General features: G+C 70.6%; 18 protein-coding genes and 1 pseudogene. 4 read left to right on the top strand and 15 right to left on the bottom strand.

The features are described from left to right. The 4 genes from NQZ70_RS16805 to ptsP form a co-directional block, all read right to left on the bottom strand. On the bottom strand, positions 1 to 1,011 hold the full coding sequence (locus tag NQZ70_RS16805; RefSeq protein ID WP_129581396.1) for an SIS domain-containing protein: 1,011 nt from the start codon (positions 1,009 to 1,011) through the stop codon (positions 1 to 3). 16 nt (positions 1,012 to 1,027) lie between these two features. After that, positions 1,028 to 2,125, bottom strand: coding sequence for an N-acetylglucosamine-6-phosphate deacetylase (gene nagA / locus NQZ70_RS16800; RefSeq protein ID WP_129575111.1), 1,098 nt, complete (start codon positions 2,123 to 2,125; stop codon positions 1,028 to 1,030). Beyond that, the gene (gene nagE / locus NQZ70_RS16795; protein WP_129575110.1) at positions 2,125 to 3,834 is read right to left on the bottom strand and encodes an N-acetylglucosamine-specific PTS transporter subunit IIBC; all 1,710 of its coding nucleotides are present in this window, start codon (positions 3,832 to 3,834) and stop codon (positions 2,125 to 2,127) included. The genes nagA and nagE overlap by 1 nt, the downstream gene beginning before the upstream one ends. A gap of 75 nt (positions 3,835 to 3,909) precedes the next feature. After that, positions 3,910 to 6,489: a phosphoenolpyruvate--protein phosphotransferase gene (ptsP, locus tag NQZ70_RS16790; protein ID WP_129575109.1), complete on the bottom strand. Its 2,580-nt coding sequence runs from the start codon at positions 6,487 to 6,489 to the stop codon at positions 3,910 to 3,912. Between the two features lie 431 nt (positions 6,490 to 6,920). On the opposite strand from ptsP, the gene NQZ70_RS16785 reads away from it, so the two are divergent. Further along, entirely contained in the window at positions 6,921 to 8,489 is a 1,569-nt protein-coding gene (locus NQZ70_RS16785) for a glycosyl hydrolase family 18 protein (protein ID WP_129575108.1), read from the top strand. A 260-nt stretch (positions 8,490 to 8,749) separates the two neighbouring features. On the opposite strand, the gene NQZ70_RS16780 is transcribed toward NQZ70_RS16785, so the two are convergent. Beyond that, positions 8,750 to 9,637 carry a hypothetical protein gene (locus NQZ70_RS16780; protein WP_129575107.1) on the bottom strand — a complete coding sequence of 296 codons (888 nt, stop codon included), beginning with the start codon at positions 9,635 to 9,637 and terminating at the stop codon, positions 8,750 to 8,752. A gap of 794 nt (positions 9,638 to 10,431) precedes the next feature. Then, a pseudogene (locus NQZ70_RS16775) lies at positions 10,432 to 11,991 on the bottom strand (serine/threonine-protein kinase PknK); the annotation flags it as partial. A 112-nt stretch (positions 11,992 to 12,103) separates the two neighbouring features. Here NQZ70_RS16775 and NQZ70_RS16770 point away from each other — a divergent pair. Then, positions 12,104 to 12,274, top strand: coding sequence for a hypothetical protein (locus NQZ70_RS16770; RefSeq protein WP_165374005.1), 171 nt, complete (start codon positions 12,104 to 12,106; stop codon positions 12,272 to 12,274). Positions 12,275 to 12,794: 520 nt separating this feature from the next. Here the strand turns inward: NQZ70_RS16770 and tnpC (NQZ70_RS16765) are convergent. The 7 genes from tnpC (NQZ70_RS16765) to tnpA all read right to left on the bottom strand — a co-directional run bounded on the left by tnpC (NQZ70_RS16765) (position 12,795) and on the right by tnpA (position 20,385). Then, positions 12,795 to 14,837, bottom strand: coding sequence for an IS66 family transposase (gene tnpC, locus NQZ70_RS16765; RefSeq protein WP_165374004.1), 2,043 nt, complete (start codon positions 14,835 to 14,837; stop codon positions 12,795 to 12,797). A 43-nt stretch (positions 14,838 to 14,880) separates the two neighbouring features. Next, the gene (locus NQZ70_RS16760; RefSeq protein WP_165374003.1) at positions 14,881 to 15,240 is read right to left on the bottom strand and encodes a hypothetical protein; all 360 of its coding nucleotides are present in this window, start codon (positions 15,238 to 15,240) and stop codon (positions 14,881 to 14,883) included. 50 nt (positions 15,241 to 15,290) lie between these two features. Continuing rightward, the gene (locus tag NQZ70_RS16755) at positions 15,291 to 16,052 is read right to left on the bottom strand and encodes an ATP-binding protein (RefSeq protein ID WP_129575105.1); all 762 of its coding nucleotides are present in this window, start codon (positions 16,050 to 16,052) and stop codon (positions 15,291 to 15,293) included. After that, positions 16,049 to 17,536 carry an IS21 family transposase gene (istA, locus tag NQZ70_RS16750; protein WP_129575104.1) on the bottom strand — a complete coding sequence of 496 codons (1,488 nt, stop codon included), beginning with the start codon at positions 17,534 to 17,536 and terminating at the stop codon, positions 16,049 to 16,051. Before istA ends, NQZ70_RS16755 begins: the two co-directional genes overlap by 4 nt. Positions 17,537 to 17,780: 244 nt before the next feature. Continuing rightward, complete coding sequence (gene tnpC / locus NQZ70_RS16745) at positions 17,781 to 19,673, bottom strand: IS66 family transposase (RefSeq protein WP_129575103.1); 1,893 nt, start codon at positions 19,671 to 19,673, stop codon at positions 17,781 to 17,783. A 50-nt stretch (positions 19,674 to 19,723) separates the two neighbouring features. Then, positions 19,724 to 20,065: an IS66 family insertion sequence element accessory protein TnpB gene (gene tnpB, locus NQZ70_RS16740; RefSeq protein ID WP_207217868.1), complete on the bottom strand. Its 342-nt coding sequence runs from the start codon at positions 20,063 to 20,065 to the stop codon at positions 19,724 to 19,726. 11 nt (positions 20,066 to 20,076) lie between these two features. Then, entirely contained in the window at positions 20,077 to 20,385 is a 309-nt protein-coding gene (gene tnpA / locus NQZ70_RS16735) for an IS66 family insertion sequence element accessory protein TnpA (protein ID WP_165374001.1), read from the bottom strand. A 48-nt stretch (positions 20,386 to 20,433) separates the two neighbouring features. On the opposite strand from tnpA, the gene NQZ70_RS16730 reads away from it, so the two are divergent. Then, positions 20,434 to 20,823: a hypothetical protein gene (locus NQZ70_RS16730; RefSeq protein WP_129575101.1), complete on the top strand. Its 390-nt coding sequence runs from the start codon at positions 20,434 to 20,436 to the stop codon at positions 20,821 to 20,823. 155 nt (positions 20,824 to 20,978) lie between these two features. Here the strand turns inward: NQZ70_RS16730 and tnpB (NQZ70_RS16725) are convergent, their stop codons facing one another. Both tnpB (NQZ70_RS16725) and NQZ70_RS16720 read right to left on the bottom strand, forming a co-directional pair. Continuing rightward, a complete protein-coding gene (gene tnpB, locus NQZ70_RS16725; protein WP_165374000.1) occupies positions 20,979 to 21,335 on the bottom strand; it encodes an IS66 family insertion sequence element accessory protein TnpB in 357 nt (118 codons plus the stop codon). Beyond that, entirely contained in the window at positions 21,332 to 21,745 is a 414-nt protein-coding gene (locus NQZ70_RS16720; RefSeq protein ID WP_129575099.1) for a helix-turn-helix domain-containing protein, read from the bottom strand. Before NQZ70_RS16720 ends, tnpB (NQZ70_RS16725) begins: the two co-directional genes overlap by 4 nt. Between NQZ70_RS16720 and NQZ70_RS16715 the strand changes: the two genes are divergently transcribed. Next, the gene (locus tag NQZ70_RS16715) at positions 21,630 to 23,384 is read left to right on the top strand and encodes a recombinase family protein (protein ID WP_129575098.1); all 1,755 of its coding nucleotides are present in this window, start codon (positions 21,630 to 21,632) and stop codon (positions 23,382 to 23,384) included. The two genes, NQZ70_RS16720 and NQZ70_RS16715, sit on opposite strands and share 116 nt — an antisense overlap. Positions 23,385 to 23,672: the final 288 nt, after the last annotated feature.

Raw genomic sequence — 23,672 nt, 5'->3', positions numbered from 1 at the left:
CTACAGTGTTTTGGTGACCTTCTTAAGCCGCCTCGGCGCGTCGGGATCCAGCCCTCGGGCCTCGGCCAGGGCAGCGGCCGCCAGGTAAAACGCCAGGATCTGACAGAGCGGGTCGAGCAGCTCGTGAGGAGACGCGGGCACCACGAGATCCACCCCCGGCAGCCCGGCCGGGCCCACGAGGATCACCTTCGCGCCCTGCCCCCGGAAATCCTCCGCCACGCGGGCGAGGCCGGCCTGCGCCGGGCCCCGCGGGGCGAAGACGAGCAGCGGGAACCGCTCGTCGATGAGGGCCATCGGCCCGTGTTGCACCTCGGCGACCGTGAACGCCTCGGCGTGGACGCCGCACGTCTCCTTGAACTTGAGGGCCGCCTCCAGCGCGATGGAGAAGCCAGGGCCCCGCCCGAGCACGAGCAGGCGCTCCTCGCCCGAGAGCGCGTCCACGAGCGGGCCCACGTCGCTCTCGCTCGCGGCGGCCAGGGTCTCCGGCAGCGCCTCGAGCGCGTCGAGCAGCGCGGCGTCCTCGCCCCAGATCCCCACCACCCTCGCCATGGCGCTCAGGCTGGCGATGAAGCTCTTCGTGGCGGCGACGCTGCGCTCGGGGCCGGCGCGCAGGGGGATCGTCGTCGCGGCCGCCTGGTCGAGCGGCGAGCCGAGCTGGTTCACCAGCGCCGCCGTCATCGCCCCCGCGGCGCCGCACGCCGACAGCGCGCCCACCACGTCCGGGCTCTGCCCCGACTGCGACACCGCGACCGCCAGGCCGCCCGGGAGCCGCAGCGGCGCGCGGTAGAGGGTCACCACCGACGGCGGCAGGCTCGCGACCGGAACGCCGAGCTGCGTCATCACGAGGTACGCGAGGTAGCTCGCGGCGTGATCCGAGCTGCCGCGGGCGATCGTGACCACGGACGGCGGCGGCGCCGCCCGCAGCCGGGCGCCAAGCTCACGGTAGGCGTCCTCGTCCTGCGCGAGCTGCCGCGCGACGATCTCCGGGGCGGAGCGGGCCTCCGCGGCCATGTTCGAGGTCGTTCGGTCACTCAAGGGGCTCCCCCTCCACGAGGACCTGCCGCAGGGCGAGATCCTCCTCCAGGACCAACAGATCCGCGAAGCAGCCCGGCGCGATGCGCCCTCGATCCTCGAGGCCGAGGTGCTCGGCCGGGAACTGGCTGCACCGGCGCGACGCCTCGGCGAGCGGGAGCCCGAGGTCGACCAGGTTCTTGAAGGCCTGGTGCATCGTCAGGCAGCTCCCCGCGAGCGTCCCGTCGGGGAGCCGCACGCTGTTCTGGCACTTCGCGACGGCGTGCGCGCCGAGCTGGTACGGCCCATCCGGCATCCCCGAGGCCGCGGTGCCGTCGGTCACGGCGTAGAGCCGGGGGATGCAGCGCAGGGCCGCCCGGATGGCGCCCGGATGCACGTGGACGAGATCCGGGATCAGCTCGGCGAAGTCGCCGTGGGCCAGGGCCGCGCCCACCGCGCCGGGCTCGCGGTGGTGCAGCCCGTTCATGGCGTTGAAGAGGTGCGTGAAGCCGCTCGCCCCGGCCGCGAGGGCCGCCACGACCTCCTCGTAGCTCGACAGCGTGTGCCCGATCTGGACCCGCACCCCGAGGCCGGACAGGCGGCGGACGAGCTCCAGGTGGCCGGCGAGCTCCGGCGCCAGCGTGAGCACGCGGATCGGCGCGATGGCGCTCAGCGCGAGCGCGGTGTCGAGATCCCCGCCCACCACGCACGGAGGCTGCGCGCCCAGCCGACCCGGGTTGAGGAACGGGCCCTCGAGGTGGACGCCGAGGACGCGCGCCTCGCCGCGGCGGCGCGCGTCCATGGCGGCCCGGATCGCGCGCAGCGCGGCGGCGATCTCCGGGAGGGGCGCCGTCATCGTGGTGGCGAGCAGGCTGGTGGTCCCGGTCGCGGCGTGCGCGCGGGCCATCGCGCGGGGCGCGTCGCCGCCCTCCATGACGTCCCGGCCGCCGCCGCCGTGCACGTGCAGATCGATGAAGCCGGGCACGATGCGCGGCCCCGGGCCGGGCCCTTCGGCCGGCGCGCCCGCGATCTCCTGGACCCGTGCGCCGAAGTACAGGCGCCCGCGGAGCCAGCCGTCCGGCGTGAGGATGTTGCCCACGAGCTCCACGCCCATCACCCCTTGAGCTTCTGCGCGAGCGCGGCGGCGTACCGCGGCGCTTCCGGGCCGACCAGGAGGTGGACCACCCGGTCGGGCAGGCGCATCACGCCCTTCACGTCGGCGGCCTCCAGCGCCGCCTCGTCGATCGGGTCCGCGTCGGCGAGCTCGACGCGCACGCGCCCGCTCGAGAACCCCTCCACCGACCGGATGTTGGCGGCGCCGCCGAGCGCCGCGAGCCAGCGGTCGATCCACGCATTTTGCCGCGCCGCGGGCGCGGCGGGCCACAGCTCCGGCCGCGCGGCGACCGCCGCCGGCGCGCGGCCCGCGAGCTCCCGCATCTCCTTGGCGATCGACTCGGCCATGGGGCCGAGGATCACCTGCAGGCTGTCGGTCCCCGGGCGCACCACGCCCTTGGCGCCGAGCGCCCTGAGGTCCGCGTCCTTCACGCGATCACGGTCGACCATGACCAGGCGCAGGCGGGTGATGCACGCGTCGATCTCGCGGATGTTGCCGTGGCCGCCCAGCGCCCGCAGGAGCTGCCCGGCGAGCCCGCCGGCGCCCGCCTCGGCCCCGCCGCCCGCCTCGGCCCCGCCGGCCGGCGCGCCCTCGGAGGGCGCCGCCGCGGCCTCGCGGCCCGGCGTGGCCAGGTTGAACCGCTCGATGCAGACGACGAAGAGGCCGTAATAGACGGCCGCGTAGGCGAGGCCGATCGGCACGATCATCCAGCCCTTGGTCGAGAGGCCGTAGTTCAGCGCGTAATCGATGAACCCGGCGGAGAAGCTGAAGCCGTGCTTCACGCCGAGCACGTCGAGCAGCGCCAGCGAGAGGCCGGTCAGCACCGCGTGGACCGCGTAGAGGGCCGGCGCGAGGAACATGAACGCGAACTCGATCGGCTCGGTGATCCCGGTCAGGAAGGCGGTCAGCGCGGCCGAGAACATCACGCCGAAGGTGGCCCTGCGGTTCTCCGGGCGCGCGGTGCGGTAGATCGCCAGGCACGCGGCCGGCAGGCCGAACATCATCACCGGGTAGAAGCCGGCCATGAACACCCCCGCCGAGGGATCGCCGGCGAAGTAGCGGTTCAGATCGCCGGTCACCCCCCCCTTCGCGCCCTGGAACGAGCCGACCACGAACCAGGCGAGGTTGTTGAGGATGTGGTGCAGCCCGGTCGGGATGAGCAGGCGGTTGAGGGCGCCGAAGAAGAAGGCGCCGACCGGCCCCGAGGCCACGATCCAGCCGCCCACCGCGTCGATGCCGGCCTGGATCGTCGGCCAGACGAAGCCGAGGACGAGCGCGAGGGCGAGGCTGGCGCCGCCGGTGACGATGGGCACGAAGCGGCTGCCGCCGAAGAAGCCCAGGAAGGAGGGCAGCTTCGTGTCGCGGAAGCGGTTGTACATCGCCCCCGCGAGGACGCCGGCGAGGATGCCGGCGAGGACGCCCATCTTGATCTTGTCGTCGATGCTCTTCACCCCGTTCGTGATCACGAGGTAGGCGATCATCCCGGAGAGCCCGGCCACGCCGTTCGTCTCGCGCGCGAGGCCGACCGCGATGCCGACCGCGAAGATCAGCGCCAGGTTGTCGAAGATGGCGCCGCCCGCCTGGGCGACGAACGCGATGTCCAGCACGTCGGGCTGCCCCAGCCGGAGCAGGAGGCCCGCGACCGGCAGCACCGCGATGGGCAACATCAGCGCCTTGCCAACGCGCTGCAGCTCGTTGAATCCTCTCATACGACGCTCCTTCTCCGTTGGGCGGGGCGGCCTCCGCGTCGCGCCGCCCCCGGTCTGCTTGCTGGGCTCTCGGGATCAGCCGGGCCGCGCGCCCGGCGCGAGCAGCGCCCGCACCTCGGCCGCGGTCCCCAGGTCGAGCGCGGCCCGCGCGATCTCGCGGCACCGCGCGGCGTCGAGCTCGCGGATCCTCGCCTTCACCTCGGGGATCGCCTGGACGCTGACGCTGAGCTCGGTCACGTCGAGGCCGACCAGCACGGCCACGGCCTCGGGATCGCTCGCCACCGCGCCGCAGATCCCCACGTGGCGCCCGCGCCCCTTCGCGGCCTGCACGGCCCTGTCGATGAGCCGGAGCACCGCCGGGTGCAGCGCGTCCTGCCGGCCGGCGAGCCGCGGGTGCGTGCGATCCATGGCCAGCGTGTACTGGGTGAGATCGTTCGTGCCGATCGAGAAGAAATCGACCTCCGCCGCGAACCTGTCGGCCTGGACCGCGACCGACGGCACCTCGACCATCACGCCGAGCTCCACCGGGGGCGAGCCGGCGCGCCGGCGCTCCTCCTCGAGCACCTGCTTCGCCTCCCGGAGCTCCTCGAGGCTCGAGACCATGGGCAGGAGGATGCGGTGCCCGGCCGGGGCCCGGACCGCCAGGATGGCGCGGAGCTGGCTGCGCAGGAGCGCCGGGTGGAGCGCGCCGATGCGCAGGCCGCGGATGCCGAGGAGCGGGTTGTCCTCCGCGGGGAGCGGCATGTACGAGAGCGGCTTGTCGCCGCCGACGTCGAGCGTGCGGACGACGAGGGGGCGCTCGCCCAGCGCGTCGGCGATCTCCTGGTACGCGGCGGTCTGCTCGGCCTCGGTCGGCGCGGCGTCGCGATCGAAGAACATCAGCTCGGTGCGCAGGAGGCCCACGCCCTCGGCCCCGAGCCGGACGGCCTTGCGCGCGTCGTCGGCGCTCGCGATGTTGGCCAGCACGGCGACGTGGACCCCGTCCCGGGTCACCGCGCGCTCGCCCGCGGCCGCCTCCTGCCGCTCGCGCAGCGCCTTGCGCGCCCCGAGCCGGCCGCGGTAGGCGTCGAGCTCGGCCTCGGTCGGGTGGAGCAGCACCACCGCCCCCTCGGCGTCGAGCACGGCCGCCGCGCCCGCCTCGACGGCGAGCAGCGACGCCGAGGCGCCGACGAGGTACGGGAGGCCGAGCGAGCGCGCCAGGATCGCCGCGTGCGAGGTGGTGCCGCCGAGCACGCTGACCAGACCGGCGACCCGCTGGTCGGCGAGCCGCACGACCTCGGAGGGCGTCAGGCTCTCGGCGACGACGATGCTGCCCGCGGGCGCGGCCTGCGCCTCGCCGCCGCCGACGAGGTGCCGCAGCGCGCGGCCGCCCACGTCGCGCAGATCGTTGGCGCGCGCGGCGAGCAGCGGGTTCGAGAGGCGCGCGAGCTCGCGGCACGACGCCATCACCGCCTCGCGCCACGCGAACGCGGCCGACTTGCCCTCCACGATGGCGACCTCGGTGCGGGTGATCATCTCCGGATCGTCGAGCATCGTGAGGTGCGCGCTGAAGATCTGGGCCTGCTCGACGCGCTTGCCCGACGCGGCGACGAGCTGCTTCAGCTCGAGCCGGGTGTGGCGCAGCGCCTTCTGCAGCCGCGCGAGCTCCGCCTCCGTGTCGCTCGCGTGCTCGTCCACGTCGGCGGCGAGCGGGTCGATCTTGCAGATCGGGCCGATGGCGAGGCCGGGCGAGGCGCTCACGCCGTGGACGTGCCGCGCGTCGTCGGCCGCGCGCGGCGTGGAAGAAGAAGCGGCGGCGCGCTCGGGCTCGGCTGGAGGCGCGGCGTTCGCCGCGGAGAGGTCCTCGCCCAGCCCGCTCCGGACGAGCTCGACCAGGCGGGCCACGGCCCGCGCCGCCTCGCTGCCGCTCCCGACGATGCGCAGCTCGGCGCCCGGGCCGGCGCCGAGGTTCATCAGCCCGACGACGCTCTTCGCGTTGGCGTTGCGGCCGGCGAGCTCGACGCTGATGTCGGCGGCGAACGACTTCGCCTCGCTGGCGAGCACCGCGGCCGGCCGCGCGTGCAGCCCGTGCGGGTTGGGCACCACGACGAGGGCCGACGTGACGCCGACCGTGGCCCGCGGCGGCGGCCTGGACGCGCCCGCCTCCCCCGCGCTCGATGCCCGCGGCGCTTCCCCGCCGGCCCGCCGCCGGGGGCTCACGGCCATGAGGCGGCTCGCGCCGGCCCTGGCCACGCCGCTCGCGCGCTCGACGATGGCGCTCGTCTCGCCGCTCAGGACGACGACCTGGGTGAGCAGGCTGGGCGCCTTGCGGAGGAGGAGATCGGCGTCGAACTCGAGGAGCGCCTGGCCCGCCGAGACCCGGTCTCCCTGGCTCACCCGCGCCGTGAAGCCCTCGCCCTTCAGGCCGACCGTGTCGATGCCGACATGGATCATGATCTCCACCCCGCCCGCGGCGCTCAGGGTGATGGCATGCCGCGCCGCGTGGAGCTGGGTCACCGTCGCGTCGCACGGGGCGAGCAATGTCTGGGAGATCGGGTCGATCGAGATGCCGTCGCCGACGATCTTGTCGGCGAAGACCGCGTCGGGGACCGACTCGATCGGCACGATGGGACCGGAGAGCGGTGCGAGCAGCGTCAGCGATTCGCCGGGGTGCATGTCGACCGCGATCCTACCCGGATGTGGCTCGACAGGTTCCTGGCCGAGGGGCTCGATGGTTCCGTCCACGGATCGAGACGAGAGCAAGCGTCGTGCCCTGCGCCTGGGCTGCCTGCTGCGGGAGGGAGGTGATCGAAAAAGGGCGCTGCGCCCGGGGATCGCCGGCGATCTCTCGGCAATCGCGGGGGCGGCGAGGGGGCGATCCGGGAGCGCTCCTGCGATCGGGGGGATCGCCCGGCGATCTCCGGGATCGCCCCCCTGCTCGCCGGGATCGCCGGGCGCGAGCGCGGCGAGTCCCCTCCTGGCGGCGCGCAAAAACGGGCCGAGGGGGCGCTGTGGTGCCGGTCGTCGAGGTCGTCGCCGCGACCGGTACGCCGATTGCTCGTTGGACCAGCAACGACCGGCAACCGGCAAACCCAAGGAGATCCGTTATGAAGCTTTATGCCCTCACGACCCTGCCGCTCTTTGCTGTGATCGCCCTGGCCGCCTGCGGCGGCATCGATGGCGACGACGCGGAGCGCTTCGGCCCCGATGGAGCAGAGCTCGAGTCGACGGAGCAAGCCGCCGTCGCCGCTGCGTGGGCGCCGTATACCGCGTATGCGGTCAACGCCGAGGTGACCTACGGCGGCGTCACGTACCGCTGCATCCAGGCGCACACCTCCCTTCCGGGCTGGGAGCCGCCGATCGTCCCGGCGCTGTGGCAGCCGGTCAGCGGCACCAGCAGCACCACCACGAGCAGCAGCACCACGAGCTCCAGCACCAGCGGCGCGGGCGGCAGCGGCGGCAGCGGCGGCTCCGGCGGCGGCGGCGGCTCCGGCGGCAGCGGCGGCTCCGGCGGCTCCGGCGGCGGCGGCGGCGGCAAGAAGGTGATTGGCTACTTCGCGGAGTGGGGCGTCTACGGCCGCAACTACCACGTCAAAAACATCGACACGAGCGGATCGGCCGAGAAGCTCACGCACATCAACTACGCCTTCGGCAACGTGGTTGGAAACCGGTGTGCGCTCGGCGACACCTATGCCGATTACGACAAGGCCTACAGCGCCGCCGACAGCGTCGACGGCGTCGCCGACACCTGGGACGCCGGCGCGCTCCGCGGCAGCTTCAACCAGCTCCGCAAGCTGAAGCGCAAGCACCCGCACCTCAAGGTGCTGATCTCGCTCGGCGGCTGGACCTGGTCCGCCGGCTTCTCCGACGCGGCGCTGCCCGCGAACCGCGCCTCGTTCGTCTCGTCGTGCGTCGATCTCTTCATCAAGGATCCCCGCTGGGCGGGCGTGTTCGACGGCATCGACATCGACTGGGAGTACCCGGCCGCCTGCGGCAGCACCTGCAACCAGCGCCCCGAGGACACGCAAAACTTCACGGCGCTGCTCGCCGAGTTCCGCAGCCAGCTCAACGCCGCGCGCCCCGGGCTGCTGCTCACGATCGCGGCGCCCGCCGGGCTCGACAAGATCGAGAAGATCCAGGTCGGCCAGATCCACCGGCACCTCGATTTCATCAACCTGATGACGTACGACATGCACGGCGCGTGGGAGCGCACGACGAACTTCCACTCTCCGCTCTACAACTCCGGCTCGAACCCCGCGAAGGCGCTGAAGTACAGCACCGACGAGGCGGTCACGGCCTGGCTGAACGGCGGGACGCCGGCGAGCAAGCTGGTCGTCGGCGTGCCCTTCTACGGCCGCGGCTGGACCGGCGTCACCAACGCGAACCAGGGGGTGTGGCAGTCGGCCGCCGGCGCCGCCCCGGGCACGTACGAGGCGGGCATCGAGGACTACAAGGTCCTGAAGGCGAAGGGGCACCCCGGCTTCACCCACCCGGACACGAAGGCGTTCTATACCTTCAACGGGACCGAGTTCTGGAGCTACGACAACCCGGCCTCGCTCGGGGTCAAGATGCGTTACATCAAGGACAAGGCGCTGGGCGGCGCGATGTTCTGGGAGCTGAGCGGCGACACCGCGAACGGCGAGCTCGTCACGGCGGTGAAGAACGGCCTGCGGTGACGGCGTGGAGGGCCGAGGGGCGAGCCCCTGCGATAGGCGTACTCATGGCTGCCGAGCGCCACGGCGCCGGCAGGCGCGCGCAGCGCTTCCGACATAGCTCCAGGACGCCGAACGGGTTGAGACCCCGAGAATATGAATCACAGAGGCACAGAGGACACAGAGAAGAGAGAGCTCAGAATCCTTTCTTCATCCCTCTGCGCCCTCTGTGACTCCGTGGTTCCAACCGCTTCATTCTCGGGCGTTTCAAGCTGAGCGGCGCTCTAGGGGGCGGGCGGCAAGTACGAGGTCACCACGACATCCGTGCGCAGCGAGGTCGAGACCGAAGGATTCTGGAGACACCCCCTATAATAGCCGTTCACGGAATCCATCCCGTTGCACATCGCATCGCAGGAGCCCACGATCACCATGGGGCCACACTGCTGAACGGTCGTTGCGCCGGTCGCCGGGTCGACGCTGAGGTGGCCGGCCGCACAGTCGCGTTGCAGCTGGCGCGCGCGCGTGACGCCTCCTGGTGAGTAGCAGGCCCTCAGATAGGGTGACGAGGAGAACAGGTTGCCCCAGAACGCCCCCTCCCTCACCGTGAAGGCCGCGCGCTCTGCCTGGTTCGCGGGCATCTCGTTGTTCCGCAGGGAGATCCTCACCGAGACACCGTACCAGTTCGCCCGCGCGGCGAGGCAGGCCGAGAGCTGGCTCTGAACGTAGGTATGGCCGGTACCGAGCGGCAGCGCCGCCCACCAGTGCGCGTAGCCGAGGTCGCCGCGGTAGACCTCCGGGTGGGCGACCCCATCGCTGTCGGTCCATGAAAACGAGAACGTTTGGTCGGCGCGCAGCGCACAGCTCACGAGGTAGCGCAGGAGCTCCCTCGCCGGGGCGCCATTCGGTCCCGGATCGGTGATGGCCGACAGCGCGTTCACAGACAGCGCGTTCACAGACAGCGCGTTCACAGACAGCGCGTTCACAGACAGCGCGTTCACAGACAGCGCGTTCACAGACAGCGCGTTGGCCACGTAGCCATTCTCCGAAATCATCTCACCTTCGGCTACCCCGACGAGCTCATCCGGCTCTTCCTCGAGCTCGGCGCCAATGCAAGCAGCGGTAGCCAGAGGCACGGCGAGAAGTGCAGTCACGCAAGGATAGCGAAGAGTCATCACTACCTCCTTTTTTTTACGTCTACGTCTCAGCGCTCGGGGCCGGACAGCAGCAAAATTCAATTATCCTTTCGAAGCGCTTCCGCATGGCACCAGTTGCCCTATCCCAGCAGGACTCGTGGACCTTGCCGTCCGGCGACAGCATGTAGTCGCGTGTGTGAGCGTCGCTGCCATCCTACCAGGGGGTCGCGGCCACGGACTGACAAAGCAGGTTCGAGCGCCTCGTGCCCTCCTGCTCATTTGAATTTCTCCTCCGCCCGATCGTCAGGCAGCGACCGACGCTGCACAACGTATGCCACTGAAGGAGCTCGGGCAGACCGTCCTCCGCGAGCTGGATGACCGACAACAGCACGATATTCGAGCAACGGGTGGCGATGACGCACGCTCATTGGGCCCGCAGTGCATGTCGAAGGGGTGCGTGGCCGGCCAACGACTGGCCGCTGGCCGGCCACCTTTTCAACGGTTCGCGTGAGGCTCCGCGACGCCCAGCGCTTCCGCAGACGGCACGCGGCCGCGTCCATGTCGCAGATCGTCTTCGCCCGCGGCGGCTTTCCGGTGCGGCTCGGACCGGAGCGGCGCCAGAGATGTTACGGATTCGGAGCACCTCGCCGCTCACGCCAGAGCCGGCACCACGCGCTCGTGGGCGCCCGCTGCACGCACCACCTCCACCGGGATCACCAGGCCGAGCGGCGCCGGCAGCGGCGCGGCGGGCGCCGTGCAGGAGGCAGCTCGATCGCCATCGTGGCTGACGACGATGTGGTTCCGGATATCACCCCCGGCCGCTCATCACAGGATCAGCTGCCGAGCCACTGCCGCGCGAGCTCGAGTGTGCGCGCGTTATCGGGCACGTCGCGCAGGAAGCGCGCACGCCAGGTCGGGTCGCTCAGCCTCTCGGCACGCGCGAGCAACGCCGCCCTGGCCGACGCGATCGCGGCGGCGGCCTCATCGTGTCTGCCATTCGCGGCGAGCGACTCGGCGAATGTCAGCCGGACGAGCGACTCGCCCTCTTCAAGGGTACCAAACGACTCCAGCATGGAGTTCGCCTCGCCCGCGGCCGAGAGCCCCTCGTCGAACCGCCCCAGCCCCAACAGCGCCCTCGCCCTCGCCGCCACCGCAGCCGCGCGCAGCGGCGGCGCGCTCTGCAGGATCTCCGCCGCCGTCCTCGCCTCCCGCTCCGCCGCCTCGAAGTCCCGCGCGAGCAGCGCGATCCGGGCGAGGTACGTCCGCGCGCTCCCTTCGGCCCGCGGATCGCCGAGCCGCTGCAGCCGCGCGATCGCCTCGCGCTCGGTGCGCTGCGCATCCTCGATCCGCCCCCGGTACCCCAGCACATGACCCAGGTTGCTGAGCGTGGCCGCCACGAGTTCATGCAGCCCCATTCGCTCGGCGCCGGCCAGGGCGCTGCGCAGGACCTCCTCCGCGCCGGCGAAATCGCCGAGCTCGGTGTGAATATAGCCCACGTTCATGCGGACCGTGCACGCGTTGCCGCGATCGCCAACCCGCTCGAGCGCTGCGAGCGCGGCCTCCAGTCCCACCAGGCAGGCGCCGGGATCGCCGTGCACGTGCGCGCGGATCGCCCGCGCCTGGTGGAGCCACGCGGCCACCTCGACCTCCCGCTCCGCGAGGTCGGTCCCGTCGCCCTCGATCGCCCCGATCAGCGCGTCCGCCAGGGCGTAACGGCCCCCGAACACGAGCAGCAGCGCGCCATTCCCGAGGCACATGTGCTTTGCGACCAACGCGCCGTCAGCCGCCTCGGCCGCCTGGGCCGCGGTCATCCAGCGCGCGACGCGATCGAAGCCGCCAAGCTTACCAGCGGCGAGCGCGACCTGCTTGATCGCCGAGAACCACGGCGCGGTGCCGGCGGGCAGCCTCTCCACCGCCTCCGTGCCGCGCTGCTCTGCGAGCGCGAGCTCCCCGCGCCAGACGTGCGCCTCCGCCTCCACGAGGCGCAGCGCGCCCAGCGCCTGCGCCGTCGGTCCGCACGCGATGCCGCGCTTGGCGCGCTCGATGGCCGCGGCGAGATCGCCGCCCCGGAGCGCCTCCTCGGCGGCGCGCCGGTACGCGTCCGCCGCCCGCTTCTCCTGGCCGCCTTGCTCGAAGTGCTCGGCCAGCGCCATCGGATCCGCGCCGCCGGCCCGGGCGAGCCAGTCACCCGCGAGGCCGTGCCCGACGCGGCGGTCGCGCTCGGTGAGCATGCCGTAGGCGGCCTCCCGCACCAGCGCGTGCCGAAACTCGTACTCCACCTCGCCCGCGATGCGGGCCTCGTGCCGCCGAAGGATGAGCTCGCGCCGCGCGAGCTCGGTGAGCCGCCGCGCCACCGGCGCGCCGCCCACGAGAGCCGAAACCCCGTTTTCCCAGAGCTGAGGAGCTTTTGTTAGACGCAGGAGAGGCGGAAATTCCGGCTGAAACCGGCGATTTGCTCAGCTTGGCCGGCCGGAGTAGGATCATCCTTTTGGACAGGTGCAACAAATGAAAGACGCAACCCCCAACACCGCGATCCGTCGGACGCTCGGCTACCCGCGCGTGTCAACGAGGGAGCAGGAAATCGCGGGCGTCTCCCTGGACGCCCAGGCCGAGAAGATCGGCAACTACTGCCGGCTCCACTCGCTGCCGGATCCGATCTTGTTTCCGGAAGCGTAGCCGCTCCGCAGAGCGCGTTCTGAAGCGTGCTTGTGGAAGGCGGCCACGTGCGTAGAGTCGCGGTGCGATGACGAAGCGACGGAGCGGGGAGGAGGGAGTCGAAGTCCCGAGCCTGACGACGGCGGTGCTGAAGCTGTCCGCGCCGCATGTCGCGTGGCAAGGCCGCGAGGACGCCCCCGCCCGCGCGAAGGGGCGCCCGCGTGGCGCGGCCGGGCAGGAGGAGCGCGCGGGATCTGCCGAGGCCACAGGCGTGCGGCGCCGCAAGAGCGCCGCCCAGCCGTCCGCGGACGAGGTGGGCGAACGGCGGCCGACCCGAGGCGCGGACAAGCAGCGCCGAAGCGAAGCGACCCGAAGGCGCCCCGCGAAGACGAGCTCGACGGTGGCGGGACGAAGCGACGACAGCACCGGCTCGACGCGCCGACGCACCTCGGCGCGGACGCGGAAAGGACGCGCGCCTGACTCGGCCGCTCCGGACGCGACGAGCGCTGTGGGCGCGACGGAAGCGGACGACGCGGCGCGATCAGCGGTCGCGGAAGGCGAGCCGCGAGCCGGTGATCCGAGCCAGGTCCAGGTACTTGAGCCGCCCCTCGGCGATGAGGCGTTGTCGCGTCGCGACCCAGTTGTTGGGACTCAGGTCGAGGATGCGACTGAGCGGATAGCTGGGAGCCACGGTCAGGATCTCCTGCAAGTACAGCTCGGGGTCGAGCCCGTGCATCTGGCAGGTCGCGATGAGCGACGTGATGGCACACGCCCGGACAGCATGCTCGTCGCTGCCGTGGAAGAGCCAGTTGCGCCGCCCCTTGACGACGCGGCGCAGAGCCCTCTCACTGGCATTGTTGTGGATGGGGATCTCCCCGTTGGAGAGGAACTCGCAGAGCGCCTCCCTCTGGTTGTGCAGGTAGACCAGCCCTTCGCGCAACGGCGAATGCTCCGGGACGACCTGCCGCTGCGCCTCGACCCAGGCGAAGAGCTTCTCAATCAGCGGTGCGGACTCGCGCTGCCGGAGCTCGAGACGCTCGTCCGGGCTGCACAGGGCGCATTCCTCCTCGACGCGGAAGAGCGCCTGGATGGCCTGGAGCGCGAACGCCGCCTCCGTGCCCGCCCCGGCCTTGAACGCCTTGAAGAAGCGCCTTCGTGCATGGCTCCAGCAGCCGGCCTCGCGCGCTTTGCCCGGCCCGAACAGCACGTTGTGGTTGGCCGAGGCATCGGCGACGAGCGTCCCCTGGTAGCCGCCGAAGAGCTTCGCGACGGTGGGGCCGTCGTACGTCGGTGTATAGCGAAACAGCACCCCATCGCCCGGCGCGACCAGGACGAAGACATGCCCATAGCGGTGCTTGTCCTTGGCCCGGATGGCGGTGCCCGTCGCATCCATGGCGAACCACGACCGCGAGAGCGCGTTGCTCCACATGGCATCGGCGATGCGCATCGCGATGCCACCGCAATCGTACTGCCAGCGTGTCATGTTGCCGCGGCCGATGCGGAAGCCGTGGCGATCCGACTCCACCTCTTGCCGGTAGTAGGGCATGTGGTAGTCGAGCTTGTGGACGAACAGGTGGGCCAAGAGGCTCGGGTCAGCAAGGCACCTGTCGATCGGGCGCTCCGGCAGCGCGGCGATCTTCACCGGTCCGCCGCTGTCCTGCGCAGCATCCGACTCGGGCGTGTAGCGTACGAGGACGCCGTCGACGAAGGGGCTTTGCTTGAAGCCCGTGTCCGCGGGGATCCCCAGGAGCTCGTGCTCTCGCACGAGCAGCGGCTCGTCCAGCTCGTGCGTGAAGGCCGGTCCACCGGCTGGCGAAGGAGCCGGCTCCTCTTCAGCTCCGCTGCTCGCCGCCGGTGCCTCCGCCTTGGCCACGTACTTGGGGCGACGCGTGACGATCTCGATGGGGCCGCCACGCCGGTAGCCGATGACCGAGCTGTCTTCGGCGCCCACACGCTCGAAGCGCTCGATGCCTTTGAGCAGCACCTCCGGCGGCAGCGACTCGATGACCACCCTCGGGATGACACCGATGCGACGGCGCCCGTGCTCGTGGCGCTTGGCTCGCTTGCCACCTCCGGGATCCGAGCCGGAGGAGGACTCTGCCGCCGCCACGCGCTCCGGCGCGCTCGCGGGGCCCGGCGGCTGGTTGCTACCGTCGCTCGGGTCCGCATCGGGCGAGGCGCAGTGCTCGGTCTGCGACGAAGCTGGAGCCGGACAGGCGCCTGGCGCGCCGGCCAGCGAAAGCCGCAGCTGGTCAGGCGAGACCTGCTCGGAGACGTGTCGCCGGAACCCGATCTCCAAGGTCCGAATCGTCTCCTGCAGCTGTTGATTGTACGCCTTGAGCGACTCGACAGTGCGAGCGAGCTCGTGGGCCTGCTGCTCCGCCGTCGAGAGCTCGGCCAGCCTCGCCTCGAGCTCCTGCACCCGCCGGAGCAGCGCGTCGACCGCCGACCCGGGGTCGGCGGGGCTCCCCTGGGCTTGTCCCCTGGCCTGGAGGTAGCCGAGCACGAGCGCCGCACCGTCAAGGCGCTCTGGCTCCGCCGACTGCGGCAGCGCGGTCTCACCGGATCGTGTCGTCGAGGTCAAGGCGCGCCATGGATGCCCCCTCCGCTTGCCCTTGACAAGTACCTTATGCAGCCGACTTGTCGCTACTTTCGATGAGAATCTCTCGCCGAAGACGGGAATGCAGGGCAGTCGTGGTGCGCCATCGGCGCCGCGCTCCCGCGAGGTCTTCGGGCGCGATGCAGCTCGCGCCCTGCTCCATCCCCGCATCCGGCTGCGCCGGCCGCCATCGGGCCGCGCTGGCGCCGGCAGCGTGGTGAACGAGCGCCGGCGCAGACGCCTCAGTGGACCAGCCGGCGGCGGCTTGCCAGCTCTTCCACGGGTAGATGTAGATGATCGTGGCAACCCGAGGGAATTCGGTGAAGTTCACCGGTGAAATCCGCACCCGATGCCGGTGAAGAGCACGCTGGATGCCGGTGAAGTTCACCGGTGAAGTCCGCGCCCGATGCCGGTGAAGTTCACCGGTGAAGAGGCCGCTCAGTGCTTCTTGCTGCGCCGCTGCTTGGTGCGGGTGGCGCTCAGCTCCTTGGCTTCCTTGAGCCGGTAGCTCTCGGCCTCGATCTCGATCACCTCGGCGCGGTGGACGAGCCGGTCGACGAGCGTGACGACGCACGCGGCGTGCGGGAAGACCTGGCCCCAGTCGGCGAATGCCTTGTTCGTGCTGAGCAGCAGCGGCTTCTGCGCGTCGTAGCGACGGGTGACGACCTCGAAGAGCAGGTCGGCGTAGCGGCTGTCGTAGGAGAGGTAGCCGACTTCGTCGATGCAGAGAAGCGCGGGGATCGTGTAGCGGCGGAGCCTTCGCGCAAGCGCGGCCGAGGACTCTTGCGCGGCGAGGTCGGAGAGCATGTCGCTCGCGGTCGAGAAGCGGACCGTGTGGCCACGGACGACGGCCTGGTGGGCGAGGTTCTTGAGGATCATGGTCTTGCCGACGCCGTTGGGACCGACGAGCACGGCGTTGTGGCCGGTGGTGAGGAAGCCGAAGCCGAAGAGGTCGTCGACGGCCTCGCGGTCGATCTTCTTGGGCCAGGACCAGTCGAAGTCGGCCATGGGCTTGAAGGCGGCGACGCGAGAGTTCTTCAGGCGGCGTTCGAGGCTGCGCTTGTGGCGCTCGCGCTCCTCGATGGCGAGCACCTCGCGAAGCCAGGGCTTGTCGGCGAGCTGCTCCCAGCAGGCGAGCAGGCCAAAGAGGCCGAGGCTCTTGAGGCGGTCTTTGGTCTCGGTGGGCGTCAGGTCGGTCATGGCGTCGGGTCCTTCTTCAGCGCGTCATAGGTGGCGAGGGAATGCGGCGTGACGACGAGGGCGGCGTGCTGGCCGCGGGTGACGGGGATCGAGACAGGGGGCGGCAGGTGGCGCTCGGAGCGGCGGCGGTCGACCACCTGGCGGACGGCGCCGATGTGGACGGTGTCGCGCTCGAGCACCTCGACCAGGGCCTCTTCGAGCTCGGCGGCGCCGACGGCATCGAGCAGTCGCAGAAGCCGGGCGATCGCGCTGCCGATGTTGTCACCGCGCTCGGCGACGATGCGGAGGAAGGCCTGGCTGCTGCGGGCCGCGCGGGCGAGACGATCGAGGCCGCGGTGCTCGCGGGCGCGGCGCTTCTCGTCGACGAGGCGTTGGAGGTGCTCGGGCTGCTCGATCTGCTGGCCGCGGTCCCACGAGCGGACGTGGGTCGCGATGATCGCATTGCCGTCGGCGATGCGCACATGGTCGAGGTCGGCGAGGACCACGAGCGTGCGGCGCGTCCGGTCGTGGGGGACCGAGTAGTCGTTGAGGTCGAAGCGCGCGTAGGGGGTCTTTCCGACCTCGACCTCGACGCGCTCGTGGGCCGGAAACGGCGTGTCGGGGTGTCGCAAGAGCACGCTGCGCTCGTCGTCGAAGGCCTGACGCACGGTGCGGGCGCGGTCCTCGACCCAGGAGCGATCGAGCGCCGCGGAGCTGGTCCACTCGGTCGCTTGTCGGTTGAGATCGTCGAGGCCGGCGTAGGTCCGGGCCTCGAAGAATGCCTCGCGGATGTAGCGGATGGCGCGCTCGACGCGGCCCTTCTCGTTGCCGCGGGCGACGGCGACGGGGCGCGGCTCGAAGCGGTAATGCGCCGACAGATCCAGCAGCGTGGGGTGGAACCGGATCGCGTCGCCGTGGCGCTCGACGACGGCGCTCTTGAGGTTGTCGTAGAGCAGCACGCGCGGGACGCCGCCGAAGTCGGCAAACGCCTCGACGTGCCCGCGCACGAAGAAGGGCATCGCCGCGCCCGGGAAGAAGCGCAGGAAGATCCTGCGCGAGTAACTGAGCACCATGACAAAGGCCCAGAGCGGGCGCTGCGCCCGGCCGACAGCCAGCTTGCCGAAGTGCGCCCAGTCGACCTGCGCTTGCTCGCCGGGCAGCGTGCGGAGCCGCTGGAACGCCTCGGCCGGCTTCTTGGGGCGGAGACGGCCGATCACCCGGCGGAGGTGATCGGGCCCCCCCGGATAGCCGCGCTCCTTGAGCATGACGAAGAGGCGACTGGAGCGCAGCGAGGGATACTTGCCGAGCTGCTCGACGATAAAGGGCACGAAGGGGTCGACCATGGACGGGCGCGGCGCGACGACCTTCGGGTCGACGCCCGCTTGCCCGAGCACGCGCTGCACGGTGGTGTGGTGCAGCCCGAGCTGGCCGGCGATGGTGCCCACGGGCCACTTCTCGCCATGGTAGAGGCGCAGGATCTCCGCCTCCTTCTCTTTGGCGATCACCACCGCCTCCTGTCAGCGCGGAGGTCCTCGCGGCACGCGGGGAGGTCCTCGCGGCACGCGGGGAGCGCGTCGGTGAAGCGCTGGCCGAGCGCGCCGCTCGCGCAGGGCCCAGGGCGGAAGCCGCGCTCCGCAGAGCGAGCAGCGGCCGACATCTCGGATTCGATCGTCGTAAGCGCTGCGCGAAGCGCCGTCGGCCCCAACCTCGGTCAGCTGGTGCAGGATGTGCGCGATGGAACCGGTCCGGTCAGCTCGTCGCGCGCTGCTCTTCCGCGGGAAGCGGAGGCGGGACGGTGATCGGCCCGAGGGGCAGCTTCATCTCTTCGGCGACGAGGCGAGCGCGGGTGCGCGCCCAGTACCGGGGGGCGAGCTCGAGGTAGCGCTCACGCGGCCAGTTGGGCATCACGCGGATGACGTCGGCGAGGTAGGCCTCGGGGTCGAGGTGGTGGAGCTTGCAGCTCGCGACGAGCGAGAAGAGGTTGGCCGCGGCGGAGGCGTGGTCGTCGCTGCCGAAGAACAGCCACGCCTTCCTCGCAACAGCGATGGATCGCAGAGCTCGCTCGCTCGCGTTGTTCTCCAGGCGCAAGCGACCGTCGTCGAGGAAGCGCCGCAGGGGCTGCTCCTGGTTGAGGGCGTAGCCGAGCGCGGTGGAGACCAGGCCGCGCTCGCGGGGACGCGCGTGCTCGGCCTTGACCCAGGCGAAGAACGCGTCGACCAGGGGGCGGACGGCCGCGTCGCGGCGCACCTTGCGCTGCGCTGGCGCGAGATCTGCCAGCGCGCGATCGGCGGCGAACAGGGCATTGATCCGGCGCAGCCCCTCGACGCCGAGCTCGTGCTTGCAGACCGCCGCCTCCCAGAAGTTGGTGCGGCAATGCGACCAGCATCCGACCTCGGTCGGCGGCGGTCCACGTCCCTCGTCGGCAGAAGCGCCCCTTGGGGGCGTGCCGCGGAAGAGGGCGTCATAGATCGCGTGGGCGTCCGCCTGGATGTATCGCGAGAAGCCGCGGAACATCTCGCAGACCGCAGCGCTGGTATGCTTGGGCTGGTACTCGAAGAAGACGTGATCCTTGTCCGCGAGGACGACGAAGAAGTGTCCTTTGCGGCACGGTCCGGGCTTCTTGTCCTTGCGCTCCTGGATGGGCCCAGGCTGGATGGAGACCCCGGTGGCGTCCGTGGAGAGGCAGAAGGCGGTCTCGAAGGCCTCTTTCCGCGCGGCCTCGACGATGGCGCCCAGGGTCGCGCCCACATCTTCGGCGTAACGGCACATCGTGCCGCGATCGAGCGACGCCCCCTGAAGCTCCAGCTGCTGCTCCAGCCGATAGAACGGGACACCGAGCAGGTACTTGCTGGTGAGTATGTGCGCGATGACCGACGGCGCGAGAAACGACCGCCGGAACAGCTCCTTCGGAAGCGGCGTCGTGATGAAGACCGTGCAGGTCTCGCCCGTCGGCTCCAGCGGCGGCGCGTCGAGAGCTGCGGACGAAGCGCTCGGCTCGCCGGCCGCGGCCGCGTCCTCCGGGCTGACGCTCACAGCGGGCGTCGGCGTCGGGACTTCTTTCGCGACGACCTGGAGCAGGGCAGCTTCCCCCTGGCCCGAGCTGTTCGCATCCGTGACGGACCTCTCGGCCTTGTACACGACGCGTGCGAGCACGATGCGGCGCATGCCTCCACGCTCGTAGCCGAGTCGCGAGGTCTCCTCGACCCCGATGCGCGTCGCCGTCGCATCGAGCTCGGGACAGGAGAGCTCGATGCGGACGACGGGGAGGTCGGACTCGGACAGGTCGCGGCGGCCCTTGCCGCCGGGCCGTCGTTTCAGTCCCTTCGGGTCGTCGTGCTGCCGCTCGTCGCCGCTCGTGCGCTCGGCGGCATCCAAGGCCTTCTCGAGGCGCTGGACCTCGAGGAACATCGAGTCGAACGCGAGCTGCTCCGCGCTCACCTCGGCGCGCTCGGCCTTCGCCACGAACAGCCGGCGCCGCAGAAGCTGCAGCTGCTCGAGCGCACGCGTGTAGGCGCGCCGGAGCTGCGCGAGCGCGTCGCGCGCTCCCATGAGCTCGCTCTTCGCCGCGGCGAGCTCCGCTTCGAGCTGCGCGATGCGCTGCTGCTCGGGCGTCCGTGTCGGCTTGTCCGCAGCGTCGTGCACGGCGCCGCTCTACGTGCGCCGATCGTACTTGTCGAGCAAATTCGTCGGAGTCAGTGAACGCGGCGCGGAGCGCGCCTTGTGGGCTTCGGCGCGGGCGCGATCTCGATGCCGTCGAGCAGCGTCTCGAGCGTCGCGTCGTCCACCTCGACGTGCGTCGCGCCCTCGGCCGGCGGGTCGGGGAGCGCGAATGTGCCGCGATCGAGGCGTTTCGAGAACAGGCAGAGTCCGCTGCCGTCGAAGAAGATGATCTTGATCGTGGTCCGCCGCTTGCCGACGAACGCGAACAGTGCCCCGCAGCGGGCCTCGTACCCCACGCGCTCACGGATGAGACCCGAAAGCCGCTCGAAGCCGTAGCGCATGTCCACCGGCTCCAGCGCGACGAACACCTGCACGCCCGCCGGAATCATCGCGCTGCACCGCCCAGGGCGCGGACCACCTCGGCCAGGAGCGTGGGGTCGAACCCCGCGACGACGCGCACCCGCGCGCCGCCGACCTCGACGACGAGCTCCGGAGCGCTCATCGCCGCTGGCGCCTTCGGCACCAGCCGCAGAAAGCGCGGGCGCTCCGCCCGTGAGAGCCGGCTCGACCAGCCGTGCAGCGTCGATGCCGCAAAGCCGCGGCTCCGCGCGAACTCCTCGGCCGACTCGCCGCTCTCGCGCCACGCCCGGACTCGATCCGCCCATTTTGCTTCTGTCGACGATGTCCTTGTCATGCGCGCCATCATGCGCTGGACCTGGCGGCTGGGGAGAGACGGCGCTTCATGCAGCGCTTACCGATCGTCATCGTCGTCCTTTCGGCCGGAGAACTTCTCCGGCGCGAGTTGGGACGTCGATGCGGCCACGGCTTGCGTCACCCCGTGATGCGTCACTTTCTGCGCGGAGAACTTGTCCCGCTGTCGGTCGCGGTAGCGGGCCTGGCGAGCGGCATGCAGGCGGCGAGCGCGAGGCCGGGTCCGGTAGGCGGCGCCGGCGCGCCGGAGCGACTCACGGCGTCGAAGCGGGCGGCAGTCGAGGCACAGGCGCTGGCCGCGATCGCAGCGACGGCAGAGGCGAAGCTGGACGCGGCAGCGGCTGCACAGGGCGAGGCGGTAGGCGGACGACGACAACGGGCTCCATGCCGCCGTTTTCTGGACCTGGAGCCCGGCTTGTGATGAAGGTGGGGGACTCCGGTAGGCGGAGCTCCAGAAGGCCCGAGGGTGGCAGCCCTCGGGCCTTCGATTTTTCGGCGGGCCTGACGTCTACGCCGCGAAGGCGAGCGCGGCCCAGATCGGCGCGGGGGCCGGCGGTGAACGGTGAACGCCGGCGATCACGGGCCGCGGTCTTCACCGATCGGACGCGGGACGCGACGCTCACCGACAGGTAGACCGGCGAGCAGCTGCGCGAAGTCCTGTGCTGACAGCTCGATACACTTGCCGTCGGCCTCGGTGAACGAGGGCAGAGCAAACGCACCCTTCGAGAGACGCTTATACAGAATCGTATATCCGTTGCGGTCCCACCAAAGTGCTTTTAGCCGGTTGCGCCTCCTGTTGAGGAACAAGAACAGCGCGCCACTGGCCGGGTCCAGGCACAGCACCTGCCGGGTGATCGCGGCGAGCCGGTCGAATGCGCCACGCAAGTCCACTGGACCGATCGCCAGATAGACGGCTATCGTCGCGGGGGTCACCGTCCCCTCCGCAGCGCTTCGATCGCATCCACGAGGTCGCGCGCGCCTATCCCACATACCTGCATCCGCGTCCCATCGGCAAATGCGACGTTGAGCCGCACAGGCGGCGCTTCTCGGCGCTCCGGGCGCACCACGACGGGGAGAAACGGAACATGCTGAGCCGCATGGGTGGCTCTTGGCAACGCACCCTCCTCTGCGCGCTCACCGCCAGCTACCCATCGGTCGACGGTCATCTTGTGGACACCGAGCTCCGTGGCGATCTCGGTCGGCGTCGCCCCCGCGAGGGAACGCTCCTTGGCGTACGCCTCGGCTCGCTCCCGCAGCTCGCTCGGGTACTTCCCACGGCTCTTCTGCTCTCGATACCTCGACATCTCTGCACGCAGCTGCACCAGCTCCCTGCTTCCTGGCATCGCTCGCTCCTCTTCGCTCGGCGAGGGCGCGGCCCTCATCAGACGTCGCGTAGCGTGCAACCGAAGCTGGCTAGGGAAAAGACGCGGTCCGCGGAGCGGCTACCCGGAAGTCGAGAGCGGCGGCGAGGAGAACGAAGCGAACAGGAAGAAGGTCGCCGCGCTCCTGGCCGACGTCCGCCGCGGCGACATGGTGATCGTGACGGACATCGACCGATTCGGCCGCGACGTGGTCTTCATCGTGAAGAACGTCCGGCAGATCATGCGCAAGGGCGCCGTGTTCGTCGCCATCGACAAGGGCTTCGATTCGCGCTCGCCGATGGCAGAGGACACGCTGGCCAATTGGGCGGTAGGCGCGGAGCAGGAACGCCGTCGGATCAAGGAGCGGACCGAAGGGGGGCGCAAGCACCTGCGCGTCCAGGGGTACTTCGTCGAGGGGCAGCCGCCGTTCGGCTACGAACGCCAGCCGAAGCCCAAAGGGACGAAGACGCCGCTGCCGCTCCGCGTGGTTCCGGAGCACGCCGCGGTGGTGCGCCGCATGTTCGCGCTCGCGCTTGAAGGCTCTAGCGTGTTCGAGATCGCGAAGCGCCTGCGCCAGGAGTTCGGCAAGGTCAAAGCGTTCGGACGCGCCTGGGTGCTCATTGCGCTGCGTAACCGGGTCTACACGGGCCGCATTGCAAAGACCGCTGTGCGGCCGAAGGCGACACGCGGCGCCGTGCAGCTTCCGGCCGAATGGGTGCCCGCGCATGAGGCGATCGTCGATGATGAGACGTTCAACAACGTCCAGCTCGCACTGAGAGATCGACGCCGGGGGAGGAAGGCACAAACCGAGTCTGCGACGGCCAACCACTTGCTGCGAGGCATCTGCCGCTGCGCGGAATGCGGCGGCAGCGTTGCTGCCATTCCGGTACCCCGCAGCAGCCGACACAAGGTAGGCTACTACGTCTGCCGCGGCCATGTGGAGCAGAAAGAGAAGGGCGTGCGGTGCAAGTCTTCCGCATGGCTCCGTCAGCCGGACGCGGACGCCGCTGCGGGAGAGCAATTCCTGGCGTTTGCTCGCTCGCTACTCACCTCGCTCACCAGGCCGCCGCGCCAGATCGAGAAGCCCGATTTCGCCGCGCAGCGGCGGGAGATCAAGATCGCGCGACAGCGCGTCGTGGAATTTGTGGCGAAGGGGCTCTTCACGGTCGAGGACGTGAAGGTAGAGCTGAATCGCCTGGATGACTCGCTTGCAGCAATCGAGGCGAAGGAAGCCGAGTTCAAAGAAACGGCGGGCAACGACACCATTGAGACTCGAAAGCACGCACATGCCTATGTCCAGCAGATAGTTGACGAGTGGAGCATCCTGCATGTGGACATCCAGCGAGCGCTGATCCGCGTGTTCACCTCGAAAGTCGAGGCGACGAAGGACAAGCAGATCAGGATCACGTGGCGCGATCCGTCGCAGATATCAGCGGCGCATGGAGCGCAAAAGTTGCCAGCGCTCCGCCCTGCGCCGGCCGTCGCTGCACTGCCCGCACCGTCGCCCGTCGCCTTGCCGTCCCCGATCGTCGCTGCGCTTCCCGCGCCGTCGATATCGGCCCGTGAATATCTCGGTACGATGGCATGTCCCCCCGCTTCGGTCGAGCGCTCGCAGAGTTGACCGCTTGAAGCTTTTAGCGCTCCCTGTATATGGATGATGGCTGGAGGCCCTCTCGTTCACGCTGGATGGGTGGCTCGCTCACGCGCTCGACGGGCATCGCCTATCCGATGAGAGTTCCCGGTTACGGCCGTGGTCGTCGGCTCCCGCCCCGCGGCCATAGCTGCCGGAGTGCTCAGACATTTTAGGGTGCGCGCGCCATGAGACGCGGCGGCCATGGCTTCCTGGACTCGCCATCCACGCTCCGACAAGCGTCGCGCGCGGGCGGTGGCTGGACGGAGCCTCCGGCGG

Source organism: Sorangium sp. So ce836 (assembly GCF_028553905.1).
Lineage (GTDB): Bacteria > Myxococcota_A > Polyangia > Polyangiales > Polyangiaceae > Sorangium > Sorangium cellulosum_D.
This window is presented reverse-complemented; position numbering and strand designations above follow the sequence as displayed.